Here is a 12,492-nt window from a genome sequence, read left to right as displayed (position 1 = left end):
TTTTTTGGTCGTTTCGATGCGTATCGCTGCAAAGTGATGTCAGATGGCCATTTTTTATGGTGATCTGCGTCTCTAGGAGTTTTTATCGCGCGTCACAAAACTGACAGATCGTGGGCGGTCGTATTTGTCCGTAAAAAGCTTTTAGAACAACGGCTTGGAACGTTTCTGTGCGTATTTTGAGCGATGGATGAGTCAGGGATTGCCGGCTTTCTGGCACGCCGGCTGCTGCCTCCTGGGCAGGTCATCGGACCTTGAACAATCCCAAGGGAGATACAGCATGAAAGCTCAAATGCAGAAAGGTTTTACCCTCATCGAACTGATGATCGTTGTGGCGATCATCGGCATCCTGGCGGCAATTGCTATTCCTGCCTATCAAGATTACGTAGCTAAATCTAAAGCCACAGCTGCGCTTGCGGATATTGCGTCTGGCAAGACGCAGTATGAACTGCTCGCGACGGAAGGAACGGCCCAGACAGTTGCGCTTGTTGGACTGTCGGCCGCAACTGGCAATTGCTCAACGATTTCCGTTACGCAAACGGCTGCGGCTGGTACTGCAACGGCAGCTGCACTTCAGTGCACCATTGCAAATCCTGGCCGGCTGGGCGCAGGTGCCATCATTCAGTTTGATCGAACTGCTGATGGCTTGTATGAGTGTAAAACTACTAACTTTGCCGATGCGAAGTTTAAGCCGGCTGGCTGCGCCTAATATCTTCGAGAAAAGGGGGGGATTTCTTTCTTCCCCCCTGCTCTTCGAAGAAAGGGGGCAGATTTATTTCCGCCTCTGCTCTCCCAAAGCCCCGCCTTTTTGGCGGGGCTTTGCCGTTTAAGCTTGCCATTTCATGGGGTCCGCTGCTGTGGATGTCAGCCAGCCAGGAGCAGCCGTAGGGTGGATAACTCGCGCAGCGATTATCCACCGCAAGGGCATCCTGGTAGACAAGGCTTCGCCGTTGTCTACCCAAGGGCGAGGCGGAACCTGCCCAGCCTGTGGGAGCGAATTTATTCGCGAGCTGTTGGAGCGCCTCGGGGCGGTCAAGCCAGGCTGTAGCGAGCATTAAAAGCTCGCGGACAAGTCCGCTCCTACAGGGGGTGTGCGAACACTTGCTGCTCGGCCTTCTCCAGGCGCTTCTGCCGCGCCGTGCCGGCGATCCTCAGCAGTCCGCTGTCGCGCCGCCAGAGCACGGCCCATTCACCGGCACTTTCCAGGGCAACGTCCAGTTCGGCCTGCAGGGATTCGAACTGCGCAAACACCCCGCCCAGCAGCAGATGCGTTGCTGCCTCACGCGGATCGAGGCGAGCGACTTCGCTCCCCGCCGCCAGCACGCCGGCCAGTTTCAGGCGCAACGCCTGCGGCCACCGGCATTCCAGACCGACCCCATACAGCCAGGCGCTCAGCGCCAGCAGCACGTGAACATCCTCAAGGGTGCGAAACGGCTTGGCGTAGTCGTCCCAGCCGTCACCCGGCAATGGCTGGGCCACGGCGCCGTCGAGCAATAGGCGGGCATGGGGAATATCCGTGGCGATGGGCAGCGGCGGTAGCGCTTCCACGGTCACGCCGGAAGTGTCGCTGGCAACGCTGCACAGGGTGATACGCACCGACTCGCCCTCCGGCTCGCTGCGCGCGGCGACCAGAAACCAGTCGGCTTCGCCGCCGCCGGTGACGAAGTCCTTGCAACCGCTGAGTCGTCCTTCGTGAAAGCGGGTAGTCAGGTCCGCCGGGCGTACGCTGCGTCGCTCCGTTACGCAGAAGGCGCCTAGGCTGGCGGGTGCTTCTGGCCACAGCGCGCGCAGCGCCGCCTGGTAGCCGGCCAGGAAGGCCAGCCCCGGGGTGGCGGCCAGACGGCCGCCGAGGATGGCCAGCTGGGCGGTCGATAGCCCGTTTGCCTGGTCCTGCAGGTGGGCGTACCACGCAGGCAGGGCGCCGGTTGGCAGGCGGTCGAGGGGGCAGAGCAGGCGGTTCCAGGGCATGGTTCTTCCTTGAAAAAAGGCGTCAGGTCAGTTCGATCCGCTCATCGTGAATGTGGATCAAGCCCTGCTTGTACAGCCCGCCGATGGCCTTCTTGAAGTTGCCCTTGCTGACGCCGAAGCGCTGGGCAATCAGCTGCGGATCGCTCTTGTCGCCCAGCGGCAGGCTGCCGCCGTTGGCGCGCAGCTGGTCGAGAATCTGCTCGCCGAGGCTGTCGCGCACCTGTTCCGGCGGCGGCTGCAGGCTCAAGCTGATCTTGCCGTCCTCGCGCACCTCGCGGATGTAGCCGGTCTCGCGCATGCCGGGGCGCAGGAATTTGAACACCTCGTTCTTGTGGATCAGGCCCCAGTGGCTGTTAATGATGATGGCCTTGAAGCCCAGGTCGGTTTTCTCGGCCACGAGCAGGTCGACCGCCTGGCCACGGCTGTAACGCGGCGGCGTCTGGTCGAGGTAGCGATCCAGGCGGGCGGTGGCGGTGATACGGCGGGTGCGCGGGTCGAGGTAGACATACACCACGCAATAATCCCCCACCTGCAGCGGGCGCTTTTCTTCCGAGTGCGGCAGCAGCAGGTCCTTGGGCAGTCCCCAGTCGAGGAACAGGCCGATGCGGTTGATCTCCACCACCTTGAGGCTGGCGAAACCGCCGACTTCCACCTTGGGCTTGAGCGTGGTGGCGATGGGGCGGTCCTCGCTGTCGAGATACACGAAGACGTTCAGCCAGTCCCCTTCCTCGCTGGGCTCGTCCTTGGGGATGTAGCGCTTGGGCAGCAGGATTTCGTCGCCGGCACCGTCGTCCAGGTACAGGCCGAAGTCGGTGTGCTTGGTGACCTGCAGTGAATTGAATCGACCGATCAGTGCCATGTTGGGGTGTGCCTCGTTACGTCAGGGCGCGCATTCTACCGTTGTTCCCGGGGCTTCAGGCCGACACGCAACAGTTTGCCGTTCGGTTCGTCGGTCAGCAGGTAGAGGTAGCCATCCGGCCCCTGGCGCACGTCGCGGATGCGTTTGCCCAGTTGGCCGAGCAGGCGTTCCTCGTGGACGACGCGCTCGCCGTCCAGTTGCAGCCTGATCAGCTCGCCCTTGAGCGCGCCGATGAACAGGTTGTCGCGCCAGGCGGGGAAGCGGCTGTGGTTGTAGAAGGCCATGCCGCTGATCGCCGGGGACTTTTCCCAGACGTAATGTGGCGGCTCGGTGCCCTCGACCTGCTTGCCCTTGGCCTCCGGGATCGCTGTGAAGCTGTAGTTGATGCCGTGGGTGGCCAGCGGCCAGCCGTAGTTGCGGCCGGGGCGCGGGAGGTTGATCTCGTCGCCACCGCGCGGGCCATGCTCGTGCAGCCACAGCGTGCCGCTGCGCGGATCCAGGGCCATGCCCTGCGGATTGCGATGGCCGTAGGACCAGATTTCCGGGCGCGCGCCCGGGCGGTTCACGAAGGGGTTGTCCGCCGGCACGCGGCCATCGGCGTGCAGGCGCACCAGCTTGCCCTGCAGCTTGTCCAGGTCCTGGGCGGTGGGGCGCTGATTGTTTTCGCCCAGGGCGATGAACAGGTAGCCGTCGCGATCGAACACCAGGCGCGCGCCGAAATGAATGCCGGTGGAGAGCTTTGGCTGTTGCTGGAAGAAGCGTTGGAAGTCCTCCAGCCGCGCGCCATCGTCACTGAGGCGTCCGCGCCCGACGGCCGTGCCGGCCTTGCCATCGCCGGCCTCGGCGTAGGCGAGGTAGACCTGCCGGTCCTGTTTGAAATCCGGCGACAGCGCGACATCCAGCAGGCCGCCCTGGCCGCGCGCATACACGGCCGGCACGCCGTCGATGGGTGGCGAAAGCCTACCGCTGGCGTCCAGCCGGCGCAGGCGGCCGGGACGCTCGGTGATCAGCAGGCCCTGGTCATCAGGCAGGAAGGTCAGCGACCAGGGATGCTCCAGGCCGCCGATCATTTCATCGACCTGCAGAATGCCTTGCTCACTGGGATAGTCGGCGGCCCGCACGACCGTGCCCAGCGTGGCCAGCAGAAGGATGCCGATCCATTTGCCCATGGCGATGCTCCGTGGAATGAATGGTCGACACACTATAGGTGCTGAGCATCCTGGGCTATACCGGTGGAGAACCTGTCGGAGGATGGAACCATGCCGAGTCGCCTGAGCAGCGAAGATCAGCAGCGCGTCAACGAGTACCTCAACGCCCCGCAGCACCGGGTCGAGCGCAAGCCGTTCCGGCCCTTGTTCCTGCTGTTGATGACGGTGGGAGTAGTGGTGTTGCTGGGCGGGTTGAGCCGCTGGTTGGCGGCGCTGGTGGTGTAGCAGGCGGGCCTTTGGCGCGGAGGCTTTGGTGGACAAGGAAGACGTTGTCCACCCTGCGGTGGCGCCCGCCTTGGTAGGCGGGCAGGGCGGTCAGCGTTTTTCTGGCCGCCGTACGGTGGGTAGCCGGCCGTCCGGAGCGGGGATCTCAGCCCGGAAACTGCTGCTTGAGCTGTTCCAGCTCCGCGTCCTTCTCCTGCCACAGCTGGTTGACCCACTGCTGGAAGGCCTGGCGGTACTCGGCATCGCTGTCGTAGCTGCGGCCAAGGAACTGGGTGGGGATCTCGCGCTTGCGCACGCGCATGACCACCTGCGGCACGCGGCCGCTCAGCAGGTCCCAGAAGGTGGGCCGGCCGGCCGGGTAGTGGATGGTCACGTCGACCATCGACTCCAGCTGCTCGCCCATGGCGTCCAGCACGAAGGCGATGCCGCCGGCCTTGGGCTTGAGCAGGTGGCGGAACGGCGACTGCTGCTGGTCGTGCTTGGCCGGGGTGAAGCGGGTGCCTTCCAGGAAGTTGAACACCGACACCGGGTTGGTCTTGTAGCGCTCGCAGGCCTTGCGGGTGGTGGCCAGGTCCTGGCCCTGCTTGTGCGGATACTTGCGCAGGTATTCCTTGCTGTAGCGCTTCATGAACGGGAACTCGAGCGCCCACCAGCACAGGCCGATCACCGGCACCCAGATCAGTTCCTGCTTGAGGAAGAACTTGAGGATCGGCATGCGGCGGTTGAACTGGTACTGCAGCACCAGGATGTCCGCCCAGCTCTGGTGGTTGCTGCTCACCAGATAGGAGTGGCGCATGTCCACCAGGTCGCGGCCCTGAACATCCCAGCGGGTACGCCCCACCAGGTCCATCCAGAAGCTGTTGATGGCCATCCAGGTTTCCGCGATCCAGTGCATGCCGGAACGCAGCGCGCGCTGCACGGCCGGAATCGGCAGCAGCAGTTTGAGCAGGGACAGTGCGAACAGCGGCCAGCACCAGAACAGCGTGTTCAGCGCCAGGATCAGGCTGGCGATGATGCCGCGCAGGGTGGCAGGGAGAAAACTCAGCATTGGCCGATTCTCGTCAGGGAAAATTGGCCGCAAGGTTAACGATTGTGCACTCAACTGCAAGCGTCGAGAGTGACCGAATGGTCACGATAACCGCCGTTCAGAGCCGTTCGTGCGTCAATCGAGAAGGGCCAGGGTATCCAGCGCGATCTGCTTCTCCTCGTTGGTGGGTACCACCAGGATGCGCGGTGTCCCCGGGCGATGGATGGCGCCGGTTACGCCGCCGACGCAGAGGGCGTTGGCCTGCGGGTCGATGGCCAGGCCGAACAGCGGCAACCAGGCCACGGTGCGCGCGCGCACCAGCACTGAGTTCTCGCCTATGCCGCCAGTGAACACCAGCCCGTCCAGGCGTGGCAGGGCGCAGCTCATCGCTGCCAGCGACTTGGCGAGCCGGTAGCAGAACACCTCGATGGCCAGGGTGGCGGCGCGATGCCCCTCGCCGCGTGCCTGTTCCAGGGTGCGCATGTCGTTGGACAGCCCCGAGAGGCCAAGCAGGCCGCTCTGATGATTGAGCAGGCGCTCCACATCCTCCAGGCTCCAGCCCAGGGCGCGGGCCAGGTGGCCATGCAGGTTCGGGTCCACGTCGCCGCTGCGGGTGCCCATCACCACGCCTTCCAGGGGCGTCAGGCCCATGCTGGTGTCGCGGCTCTGGCCATCGACGACGGCACAGGTGGAGCTGCCGTTGCCCAGGTGCGCAACCAGCCAGCAACTGTCGCCGACCGCCAGGTTGCACAGTTGCGCCGCGCGGCGGCTGACATAGCGGTGACTGGTGCCATGGAAGCCATAGCGGCGCACGCCCTGTTCCCGGTACAGCTGGTCGGGCAGGGCATAGCGGAAGGCGTGCTCCGGCAGGCTCTGGTGGAAGGCGGTGTCGAATACGGCGATGTGCGGCAGGTCGGGATAGACCTGCAGGGCCGTTTCGATGCCCAGCAGGTTGGCCGGATTGTGCAGCGGCGCCAGCGGCACCGTGGCGCGAATCGCCGTGATCACCTCGGCGTCGATGCGGCAGGACTGGGTGAACTGCTCGCCGCCGTGCACCACCCGGTGGCCGACGCCGTGCAGGCGTCCGCCGCACGCCTCGTTGACCATGGGCAGCAGTTGCCGCAGCAGCGCGCCGTGGTCCGCGCCGGGCAGTGCCCGCTGCTGGCGGATGGCTTCGCCGCGCCACCAGCGCAGGCTGGCCTCGGCGCTGCCCAGCCGCTCGCCTAGCCCGCTGAGCAAAGCCCGGGAATGGGCCTCGCATTGCAGCGAGAACTTCAGCGACGAACTACCGCAGTTGATCACCAGAACGTTGCGCGCGCTCATCGGGCACCCTCTCGGCAGGGCCGGCCTGCCGGCACCAGCCGCAATCGAATGGCTGGCCGATGCGACGGGCGCGGCTGTCGGCATCCAGCACCCAGGCGCGCGACTGCCAGGGCGGCGAATGACGCAGGTGCTGGGTATGTCCACAAGACAGTAGCGCAACCCAATGGCCTTCATCGTCCTGACGGAAACCGAGCAGCGCTGGCGCGACCCGCCTGTCCGCACATGGTTCGCTTTCGACCGCCCGCGCGGGTAAACTTCCGCGTTCCAAACTCTCTACCAAAAGGTCTTCCCCATGCAGATCGCCGCCAACAAGGCTGTCTCCATCGACTATACCCTCACCAACGATGCCGGCGAGGTGATCGACAGCTCCGCTGGCGGCGCGCCGCTGGTCTACCTGCACGGCTGCGGCAACATCATTGTCGGCCTGGAGAAGGCACTGGAAGGCAAGCAGGCTGGCGATCAGCTGACCGTCACCATCGAACCGGAAGACGCCTACGGCGAATACAGCGCCGAACTGGTCGCCGTGCTGGACCGCGCCATGTTCGAAGGCGTCGACGAGCTGGAAGTCGGCATGCAGTTCCACGCCTCCGCGCCGGATGGCGGCATGCAGGTCGTGACCATCCGCGACATCGAAGGCAACGACGTGACCGTCGACGGCAACCACCCGCTGGCCGGTCAGCGCCTGAGCTTCGACGTCAAGGTCGTGCAGGTGCGTGAAGCCAGCCCCGAAGAAATCGCCCATGGCCACATCCATGGCGAAGGTGGTCACCACCACTGATTGCAGCCCGGGCTGGACTGCTCAAGAAGGCGCCCAGCGGGGCGCCTTTTTTATTTGCGTGCGAGAAAGGAGTTGTTTTTCCATGAGTGCCCTGCACGACCTTACCTTGACGAGCCTCACGGGCGAGGAGCTACCCCTCAAACCCTACGAGGGCAAGGTGCTGTTGATCGTGAACGTCGCTTCGGAGTGCGGGCTGACCCCGCAGTACGCCGGGCTGGAGAAGCTGCAGCGCAGCTACGCCACGCGCGGCTTCAGCGTGCTGGGCGTGCCCTGCAACCAGTTCGGTGCCCAGGAGCCCTGCAGCGAGGCGCAGATCGCACGCTTCTGCGAGAAGCACTATGGGGTGAGCTTTCCCATGAGCCGCAAGCTCGAAGTCAACGGGCCGGGCCGCCATCCGCTGTACCGCCTGCTGGCCGGCGAGGGCGCGGAGTTTCCCGGCGACATCACCTGGAACTTCGAGAAGTTCCTGGTGGCTCCGGACGGTCGCGTGCTGGCCCGCTTCGCGCCGCGCACCGCGCCGGATGATCCGCTGCTCGTGCAGGCCATCGAAGATGCGCTGGGCTGAGGGGCAGGGAGCGGGCGCAATGCCCGCTCCGTCTTCAACCCGCCATGCGCCGCAGGGTGTCGTCCTTCACCACGAAATGGTGAAACAGCGCCGCGGCAACGTGGCCGAGGACCAGCAACAGGAACAACCAGGCCAGCGGCGAGTGCAGGCTGCCCAGGCTGGCCAGCCAGGGAATTTCCTCGCCGCCGCGGGCCACCAGTTGCACGCCGAACACCTTCAGGCCGTAACCGTTGCCGAGCATCACGGCCAGGCCAAGCAGCGGCATCGCCAGCATGCACAGATACAGCAAGCCGTGGCCGATGCGTGCCAGCCCGCCCAGCGGCCCCGCCGGCTGCGGTCGCCGACCCCGCTGCACCACCGCCCAGGTCAGGCGCAGCAGCACCAGTACCAGCAGCAAGACACCAATGCTCACATGAGTGGGCACCAGGGTCTGGCCGATCCAGTGATCGCCTTCGTCGATGCGGTCCCCCAGCTTGAGGAATTGCAGGGTCAGCAGCAGGACCATGCCCCAGTGCAGGATGCGGCTCACGCTGCCATAGCGGTGGGCTGAGTCGTTCATGGGTTGCTCCTTGTCGAATCGGGGTGACTTGGGTTCCAGATGAACTCGGGCAAAGGTTCGGTCGCCATGCGTTGCAAATGATTGGCCACCACCGTCTCGAGTTGCCGTAGCGCGTCTTCCTCGCCTTTCAGTCGCACCCGCAGTGTGGTTCCGTGCGCCTCGAGCTGGCACAGGCCAAGGCTCAGCGATATTTCGCTGCTTCCTTCCCCGCGCGTGACGGGGAACTTGTGCGCCCAGTGATTGCTCAGGCGGGTGATCAGGCGCTGTGGATTGTCCGTGGCGATCTGGGTGTTGGATTCCGGCATTGTTAAAGACCCTCAGCCGAAGTGGAATGCGGAAAGGGTGACGTCAAGCACCTGATCGGTGAAGGCGCGCCGGCCAGGGTCTTCGTCCGCGGCACCCGCCACCACCAGCAAGGGGATCAGATGCTCCTCGGCGCGCGGCGGATGGCACAGCCGCGCGGCGGGTGCCTGCGCCCAGTCGACCAGGCGCTGGTAGCGCTCGGCGGGCTCGGCTTCCACGGTTTCCGTCAGCCAGCGGTCGAACTGTTCGGACGGCGCCCCGAAACGGGCGTCGCCATAGGCGCGCATATTGTGAAAACTCATGCCGCTGCCGATGATCAGCACGCCTTGGTCGCGCAGTGGCGTCAGCGCGCGGCCGGCGTCCAGGTGGGCCTGCGGGTCCAGGTCATGGCGCAGGGACAGCTGGATGACCGGGATGTCCGCATCCGGGAACATCAGCTTCAGCGGAATGAACATGCCATGGTCGAAGCCGCGTTGCGGATCCACCCGGGCGGGCTGGCCGCCCTGATTGAGCAGCGTGGCCACCCGTTCGGCCAGCGCCGGTTCGCCGGGCGCGGGGTAACGCAGTTCGTAGGTGTGCGGCGGAAAACCGTAATAGTCGTAGATCAGCTCGGGGCGGGGCGTACCTGTCACGCCGAACGCCGGCTCCAGCCAGTGCGCCGAGACCATGACGATGGCGCGCGGCCGCTCGGGTAGCGTGTCGCCCACGCTGCGCAGGTAGTCGGCCATGCGGTTCCATGCGGTCGGCGGGTTCCAGTCCATGAAGAAGCAGGGGCCAGCGCCATGGGGGATAAACAGCGTCGGTTGGCGAAGGGGGGCGGCGGTGGCCATGGGCGTGCTCCGGTAAATAGTTCTGTAGGCAGTATCTCTTGCTGTCGAAGAAGTGATAATCGGCCGATCTGAGGGTTCACCTTTAACCAAGGGTTGGAAATCATGCTGGATCGGGTCACTGGAATGCGGGTATTCGTGCGGGCGGTTGCCGCCGGCAGTCTGTCAGCGGCGGCGCGCCAGCTGGACATGTCCGCCGCCATGGCCACCAAGCACATCGATGCGCTGGAGTCGCGCCTGGGCGTCAAGCTGCTGCACCGCACCACGCGTCGCTTGAGCCTCACCGAAGCGGGCAGCGACTACCTGGAGGCCTGCCAGCGAATCCTGCCGGAGATCGATGAGGCCGAGGCCGTGGCCGCCTCGCAGCGCATCGAGGCGCGCGGCCTGTTGCGCCTCAACGCGCCGCTGTCGTTCGGCAGTCGTTTCATCGCGCCCTTGCTGCCGGCATTCAGTCGCCGCCATCCCGCCGTGCGCATCGAGCTGGGACTGACCGACAGCCAGGTCGACATGCTCGAAGGCGGCTGGGATCTCATCGTCCGCATCGGCCACCTGGCCGATAGCCAGATGCAAGCGCGCAAGCTGGGTGATTGTCCGATGTGCGTGTGTGCCGCTCCGGCTTATCTGGAGCAACGTGGCATCCCTCGGCGCGTGGCCGAACTCGTGCAGCACAACTGCCTGGGCTACAGCCTGTCGTCCTGGGCGGGCGGCAAGGAATGGGCGTTCGGCCACGATGGCGGCGTGCGGGTGCCGGTCACCGGCGACCTGGCCGCCAACAATGGCGACGCGCTGACGGCGGCGGCCATCGGCGGCCAGGGGCTGATCTACCAGCCGCTGTTCATCGTCACCGATGCCCTCGAGCGGGGTGAGCTGCTGGAAGTGACGCTGGACCAGCCCACCTGCACCCTGGGCGGCATCCATGTGCTGTATCCGCCGGATCGCCGCCCGCCGGCCAAGGTGCGGGTGATGATCGACTACTTGGTGGAGGCGTTTGCGCAGTCGCCGATGTTTGCGTCGGAGCGCTGAACGTCACGGAGCATGGCGGTTGCCCCGCACAGTTTCCAGCAGCGCGAACTTCTCCCGGTCGATCTCGCCCCGGGTGCGCACGCCCAAGCGGCGCAGGATCGGCAGCGGCGGACACCAGCCCTGCAGGCCATGCTGCAGCAGGAAGGGCAGCACCACGCCGGGCAGCATGAACCATCTGCGGTTCACGGTGAGCCCCAGCACCAGGCCGGTCAGCGCGAGGGTCGAGGCATTGACCTCCAGGACGCGCTCGATATCCCATTCCCGCTCCAGCGCGTCGATGCGCCGCAGGATGTCCTGGCGGTCCAGGCCGCTGAAGTGGCGAATGTTCTGCTGGGTCCGGCGATCGATCTCGTCGTTGACCGCAGGCGATGTGGCGCGTCGGACGCGATCCGCCTCGTCACCCGTCGCGCTGAGATGATGACTTGCAAGCATGACCGACCCCCCTGCTGTTAGGCCTCCCGGCGCCTGGAACGAGAACGCATCCTGCAGGGTTACGAAGCCGGTGCGAGTGGGGAGTTCCCGGGATTGGCGGGGCGGTGTTGCAGTCGACGGCTCGACGCTTCTTCGACACTTTAGGATGTGCAAAAGAAAAGCCCCTGAAATTCTCTAGGAATCAGGGGCTTAGCTTGCTTGATTTGGTGGAGCCGGGGGGATTTGAACCCCCGTCCGCCAGGACTCCGCTATCGGTTCTACATGCTTAGCCATCTCTATTGAGTTAACTCCGCGCCGCCCGAGTGGCAGGGTGCTTGGAGCGAGCTGCATAAGTTTTAGCCGTTACACCTGCAGCGAGCTTGGCGGCGATCCTGTTCTATCTGACAGACCTAATCTTCGGGTTTACAGGCATCCCCTAGGGTCTGCTGGCGCCCTTAGGCGGCCAGAGCGTAGTTGTCGTCGTTGGCAACTATGAATTGTGGCAGCGAATTTACGAGAACTGTCACCTACTCGGCATGCCCCTCAAGTTTCATTACCGGCGTCGAATCCTAATCGGCCCCAGGTGTCGCTAGAAAGGTCCGGCGCAGTGTACGTCAATTGCATCGCTGCGTCGAACCTCTTGTCGGCTTAAGGCTGGGTGCCTTCAACCGTCCTGACACCTAGATGGAGACGGTCAGGCGGCTTTCAAGGGGCAGCCGTTCAATTAGCGTTGCCTGAGCCTGAGCCTGAGCCTGCTCCTGGACCCGACCCTGAGCCGTTTCCTTGTCGATAGGATTGGTCGAGAGTCTTCAGCGCGCGTTCGCTGGCGGTCACGCAGGCGTTGGTATCGCCACGCGCCTGGGCCTCGCGCGCCTGTTCGATGAACATTTTCGCTTCATTGGCCGACGTGTGATCGGTGGGGTTGCCGGTCTCTGTCTCGAGTTTCTGCAGGTTCTCGTTGCAGCGGTCCGCGTCCGCGAAGGCGGGCGCCGCGACCAGACACGTAGCCAGTAGCAAAAGGGTCGGTTTCATGGATATCTCCGGACGGATCGGCCACGACGGCGACTCCCTGCGCCAGGCCGATCCGGGTTCATTCCTTCATGGGGGCGCTGTTGAGCATCTGCATGGCCTGGTCGACTGTGCTGAGGCATTCCGACATGCGGTCGGCATCCTTGTACTCCTCGGCCTCGTCACGCAGCTTGTCGATCTGGTCTTCCTCGGCATCGGTCAGCTCGCGCTGGTCCATGGCCTCGTCCAACTGGTCGAGGCGGGCTTCGCATTGGTTGTCGGCGGCGAAGGCGGCGGGCGCGAACAGCAGGGCGGCGGAGATGAACAGAGCGGGACTTTTCATGGAGGTTCCTCGCGTGTGGGGTCCGCAAGGGTTGACGCGTCGGACGGCCAGGGGTTCCGCCGGGAGGA

17 protein-coding genes and 1 other RNA gene are annotated in these 12,492 nt (G+C 64.7%); 5 read left to right on the top strand and 13 right to left on the bottom strand.

The features are described from left to right. Positions 1 to 277 precede the first annotated feature (277 nt). Positions 278 to 706, top strand: coding sequence for a pilin (locus PT85_RS17770; RefSeq protein ID WP_039606431.1), 429 nt, complete (start codon positions 278 to 280; stop codon positions 704 to 706). A gap of 371 nt (positions 707 to 1,077) precedes the next feature. Here PT85_RS17770 and PT85_RS08400 read toward each other — a convergent pair whose 3' ends face one another. The 3 genes from PT85_RS08400 to PT85_RS08390 are packed head-to-tail and all read right to left on the bottom strand — an operon-like array spanning position 1,078 to position 3,993. Further along, the gene (locus tag PT85_RS08400; protein WP_039606430.1) at positions 1,078 to 1,965 is read right to left on the bottom strand and encodes an acyl-CoA dehydrogenase middle domain-containing protein; all 888 of its coding nucleotides are present in this window, start codon (positions 1,963 to 1,965) and stop codon (positions 1,078 to 1,080) included. A 22-nt stretch (positions 1,966 to 1,987) separates the two neighbouring features. Then, entirely contained in the window at positions 1,988 to 2,824 is an 837-nt protein-coding gene (locus PT85_RS08395) for a CvfB family protein (protein ID WP_039606429.1), read from the bottom strand. A gap of 35 nt (positions 2,825 to 2,859) precedes the next feature. Continuing rightward, positions 2,860 to 3,993: a PQQ-dependent sugar dehydrogenase gene (locus tag PT85_RS08390; RefSeq protein ID WP_039606428.1), complete on the bottom strand. Its 1,134-nt coding sequence runs from the start codon at positions 3,991 to 3,993 to the stop codon at positions 2,860 to 2,862. A 90-nt stretch (positions 3,994 to 4,083) separates the two neighbouring features. On the opposite strand from PT85_RS08390, the gene PT85_RS08385 reads away from it, so the two are divergent. Next, on the top strand, positions 4,084 to 4,257 hold the full coding sequence (locus PT85_RS08385) for a DUF3094 family protein (protein WP_037008507.1): 174 nt from the start codon (positions 4,084 to 4,086) through the stop codon (positions 4,255 to 4,257). A gap of 145 nt (positions 4,258 to 4,402) precedes the next feature. Here the strand turns inward: PT85_RS08385 and PT85_RS08380 are convergent, their stop codons facing one another. From PT85_RS08380 to PT85_RS17765, 3 genes are all read right to left on the bottom strand, one after another. Further along, positions 4,403 to 5,305, bottom strand: coding sequence for an acyltransferase (locus PT85_RS08380; RefSeq protein ID WP_039560855.1), 903 nt, complete (start codon positions 5,303 to 5,305; stop codon positions 4,403 to 4,405). A gap of 114 nt (positions 5,306 to 5,419) precedes the next feature. Next, positions 5,420 to 6,607: an acetate kinase gene (locus tag PT85_RS08375; protein WP_039606427.1), complete on the bottom strand. Its 1,188-nt coding sequence runs from the start codon at positions 6,605 to 6,607 to the stop codon at positions 5,420 to 5,422. Further along, positions 6,570 to 7,007 carry a DUF3565 domain-containing protein gene (locus PT85_RS17765; RefSeq protein WP_234702685.1) on the bottom strand — a complete coding sequence of 146 codons (438 nt, stop codon included), beginning with the start codon at positions 7,005 to 7,007 and terminating at the stop codon, positions 6,570 to 6,572. Before PT85_RS17765 ends, PT85_RS08375 begins: the two co-directional genes overlap by 38 nt. Between PT85_RS17765 and PT85_RS08370 the strand changes: the two genes are divergently transcribed. Both PT85_RS08370 and PT85_RS08365 read left to right on the top strand, forming a co-directional pair. Then, a complete protein-coding gene (locus PT85_RS08370; protein ID WP_027591497.1) occupies positions 6,900 to 7,385 on the top strand; it encodes an FKBP-type peptidyl-prolyl cis-trans isomerase in 486 nt (161 codons plus the stop codon). The genes PT85_RS17765 and PT85_RS08370 overlap by 108 nt on opposite strands. A gap of 82 nt (positions 7,386 to 7,467) precedes the next feature. Beyond that, the gene (locus PT85_RS08365; RefSeq protein ID WP_027591496.1) at positions 7,468 to 7,950 is read left to right on the top strand and encodes a glutathione peroxidase; all 483 of its coding nucleotides are present in this window, start codon (positions 7,468 to 7,470) and stop codon (positions 7,948 to 7,950) included. Between the two features lie 34 nt (positions 7,951 to 7,984). On the opposite strand, the gene PT85_RS18295 is transcribed toward PT85_RS08365, so the two are convergent. Genes PT85_RS18295 through PT85_RS08350 form a run of 3 tightly spaced genes read right to left on the bottom strand, consistent with a single transcriptional unit; the run spans position 7,985 to position 9,642 of the window. Then, positions 7,985 to 8,509: a cytochrome b gene (locus PT85_RS18295; RefSeq protein ID WP_039606426.1), complete on the bottom strand. Its 525-nt coding sequence runs from the start codon at positions 8,507 to 8,509 to the stop codon at positions 7,985 to 7,987. After that, positions 8,506 to 8,814, bottom strand: a complete 309-nt coding sequence (locus tag PT85_RS18290) for a DUF2218 domain-containing protein (RefSeq protein ID WP_065365787.1) — start codon at positions 8,812 to 8,814, stop codon at positions 8,506 to 8,508. The genes PT85_RS18295 and PT85_RS18290 overlap by 4 nt, the downstream gene beginning before the upstream one ends. Before the next feature lie 12 nt (positions 8,815 to 8,826). Next, on the bottom strand, positions 8,827 to 9,642 hold the full coding sequence (locus tag PT85_RS08350) for a DODA-type extradiol aromatic ring-opening family dioxygenase (protein WP_039606425.1): 816 nt from the start codon (positions 9,640 to 9,642) through the stop codon (positions 8,827 to 8,829). A gap of 102 nt (positions 9,643 to 9,744) precedes the next feature. Here PT85_RS08350 and PT85_RS08345 point away from each other — a divergent pair, with 102 nt between their 5' ends. Continuing rightward, a complete protein-coding gene (locus PT85_RS08345) occupies positions 9,745 to 10,662 on the top strand; it encodes a LysR family transcriptional regulator (protein ID WP_039606424.1) in 918 nt (305 codons plus the stop codon). Positions 10,663 to 10,665: 3 nt separating this feature from the next. Here PT85_RS08345 and PT85_RS08340 read toward each other — a convergent pair whose 3' ends face one another. The 4 genes from PT85_RS08340 to PT85_RS08330 all read right to left on the bottom strand — a co-directional run bounded on the left by PT85_RS08340 (position 10,666) and on the right by PT85_RS08330 (position 12,424). Beyond that, positions 10,666 to 11,094 carry a hypothetical protein gene (locus PT85_RS08340; RefSeq protein ID WP_039606423.1) on the bottom strand — a complete coding sequence of 143 codons (429 nt, stop codon included), beginning with the start codon at positions 11,092 to 11,094 and terminating at the stop codon, positions 10,666 to 10,668. Positions 11,095 to 11,298: 204 nt separating this feature from the next. Further along, positions 11,299 to 11,654: a transfer-messenger RNA gene (gene ssrA, locus PT85_RS17555) on the bottom strand. Positions 11,655 to 11,793: 139 nt separating this feature from the next. Further along, the gene (locus PT85_RS08335; RefSeq protein WP_039606422.1) at positions 11,794 to 12,105 is read right to left on the bottom strand and encodes a hypothetical protein; all 312 of its coding nucleotides are present in this window, start codon (positions 12,103 to 12,105) and stop codon (positions 11,794 to 11,796) included. 58 nt (positions 12,106 to 12,163) lie between these two features. Next, positions 12,164 to 12,424, bottom strand: a complete 261-nt coding sequence (locus tag PT85_RS08330; protein WP_027591490.1) for a hypothetical protein — start codon at positions 12,422 to 12,424, stop codon at positions 12,164 to 12,166. Between the last annotated feature and the right edge of the window lie 68 nt (positions 12,425 to 12,492).

The sequence above is a fragment of the Pseudomonas flexibilis genome, assembly GCF_000806415.1.
Classification (GTDB): Bacteria; Pseudomonadota; Gammaproteobacteria; order Pseudomonadales; family Pseudomonadaceae; genus Serpens; species Serpens flexibilis.
The sequence above is the reverse complement of the archived record's forward strand: the minus strand, read 5'-3'. Positions and strand labels throughout refer to the sequence as shown.

Bases quoted from the DNA above. Each gene is read 5' to 3' on its own strand.
- PT85_RS08380 (WP_039560855.1), bottom strand. From the start codon at position 5,305: ATGCTGAGTTTTCTCCCTGCCACCCTGCGCGGCATCATCGCCAGCCTG.
- PT85_RS08390 (WP_039606428.1), bottom strand. From the start codon at position 3,993: ATGGGCAAATGGATCGGCATCCTTCTGCTGGCCACGCTGGGCACGGTC.
- PT85_RS08350 (WP_039606425.1), bottom strand. From the start codon at position 9,642: ATGGCCACCGCCGCCCCCCTTCGCCAACCGACGCTGTTTATCCCCCAT.
- PT85_RS18295 (WP_039606426.1), bottom strand. From the start codon at position 8,509: ATGAACGACTCAGCCCACCGCTATGGCAGCGTGAGCCGCATCCTGCAC.
- PT85_RS08340 (WP_039606423.1), bottom strand. From the start codon at position 11,094: ATGCTTGCAAGTCATCATCTCAGCGCGACGGGTGACGAGGCGGATCGC.
- PT85_RS08335 (WP_039606422.1), bottom strand. From the start codon at position 12,105: ATGAAACCGACCCTTTTGCTACTGGCTACGTGTCTGGTCGCGGCGCCC.
- PT85_RS08345 (WP_039606424.1), top strand. From the start codon at position 9,745: ATGCTGGATCGGGTCACTGGAATGCGGGTATTCGTGCGGGCGGTTGCC.
- PT85_RS08365 (WP_027591496.1), top strand. From the start codon at position 7,468: ATGAGTGCCCTGCACGACCTTACCTTGACGAGCCTCACGGGCGAGGAG.
- PT85_RS08375 (WP_039606427.1), bottom strand. From the start codon at position 6,607: ATGAGCGCGCGCAACGTTCTGGTGATCAACTGCGGTAGTTCGTCGCTG.
- PT85_RS08395 (WP_039606429.1), bottom strand. From the start codon at position 2,824: ATGGCACTGATCGGTCGATTCAATTCACTGCAGGTCACCAAGCACACC.
- PT85_RS08370 (WP_027591497.1), top strand. From the start codon at position 6,900: ATGCAGATCGCCGCCAACAAGGCTGTCTCCATCGACTATACCCTCACC.
- PT85_RS18290 (WP_065365787.1), bottom strand. From the start codon at position 8,814: ATGCCGGAATCCAACACCCAGATCGCCACGGACAATCCACAGCGCCTG.
- PT85_RS08385 (WP_037008507.1), top strand. From the start codon at position 4,084: ATGCCGAGTCGCCTGAGCAGCGAAGATCAGCAGCGCGTCAACGAGTAC.
- PT85_RS08400 (WP_039606430.1), bottom strand. From the start codon at position 1,965: ATGCCCTGGAACCGCCTGCTCTGCCCCCTCGACCGCCTGCCAACCGGC.
- PT85_RS08330 (WP_027591490.1), bottom strand. From the start codon at position 12,424: ATGAAAAGTCCCGCTCTGTTCATCTCCGCCGCCCTGCTGTTCGCGCCC.
- PT85_RS17770 (WP_039606431.1), top strand. From the start codon at position 278: ATGAAAGCTCAAATGCAGAAAGGTTTTACCCTCATCGAACTGATGATC.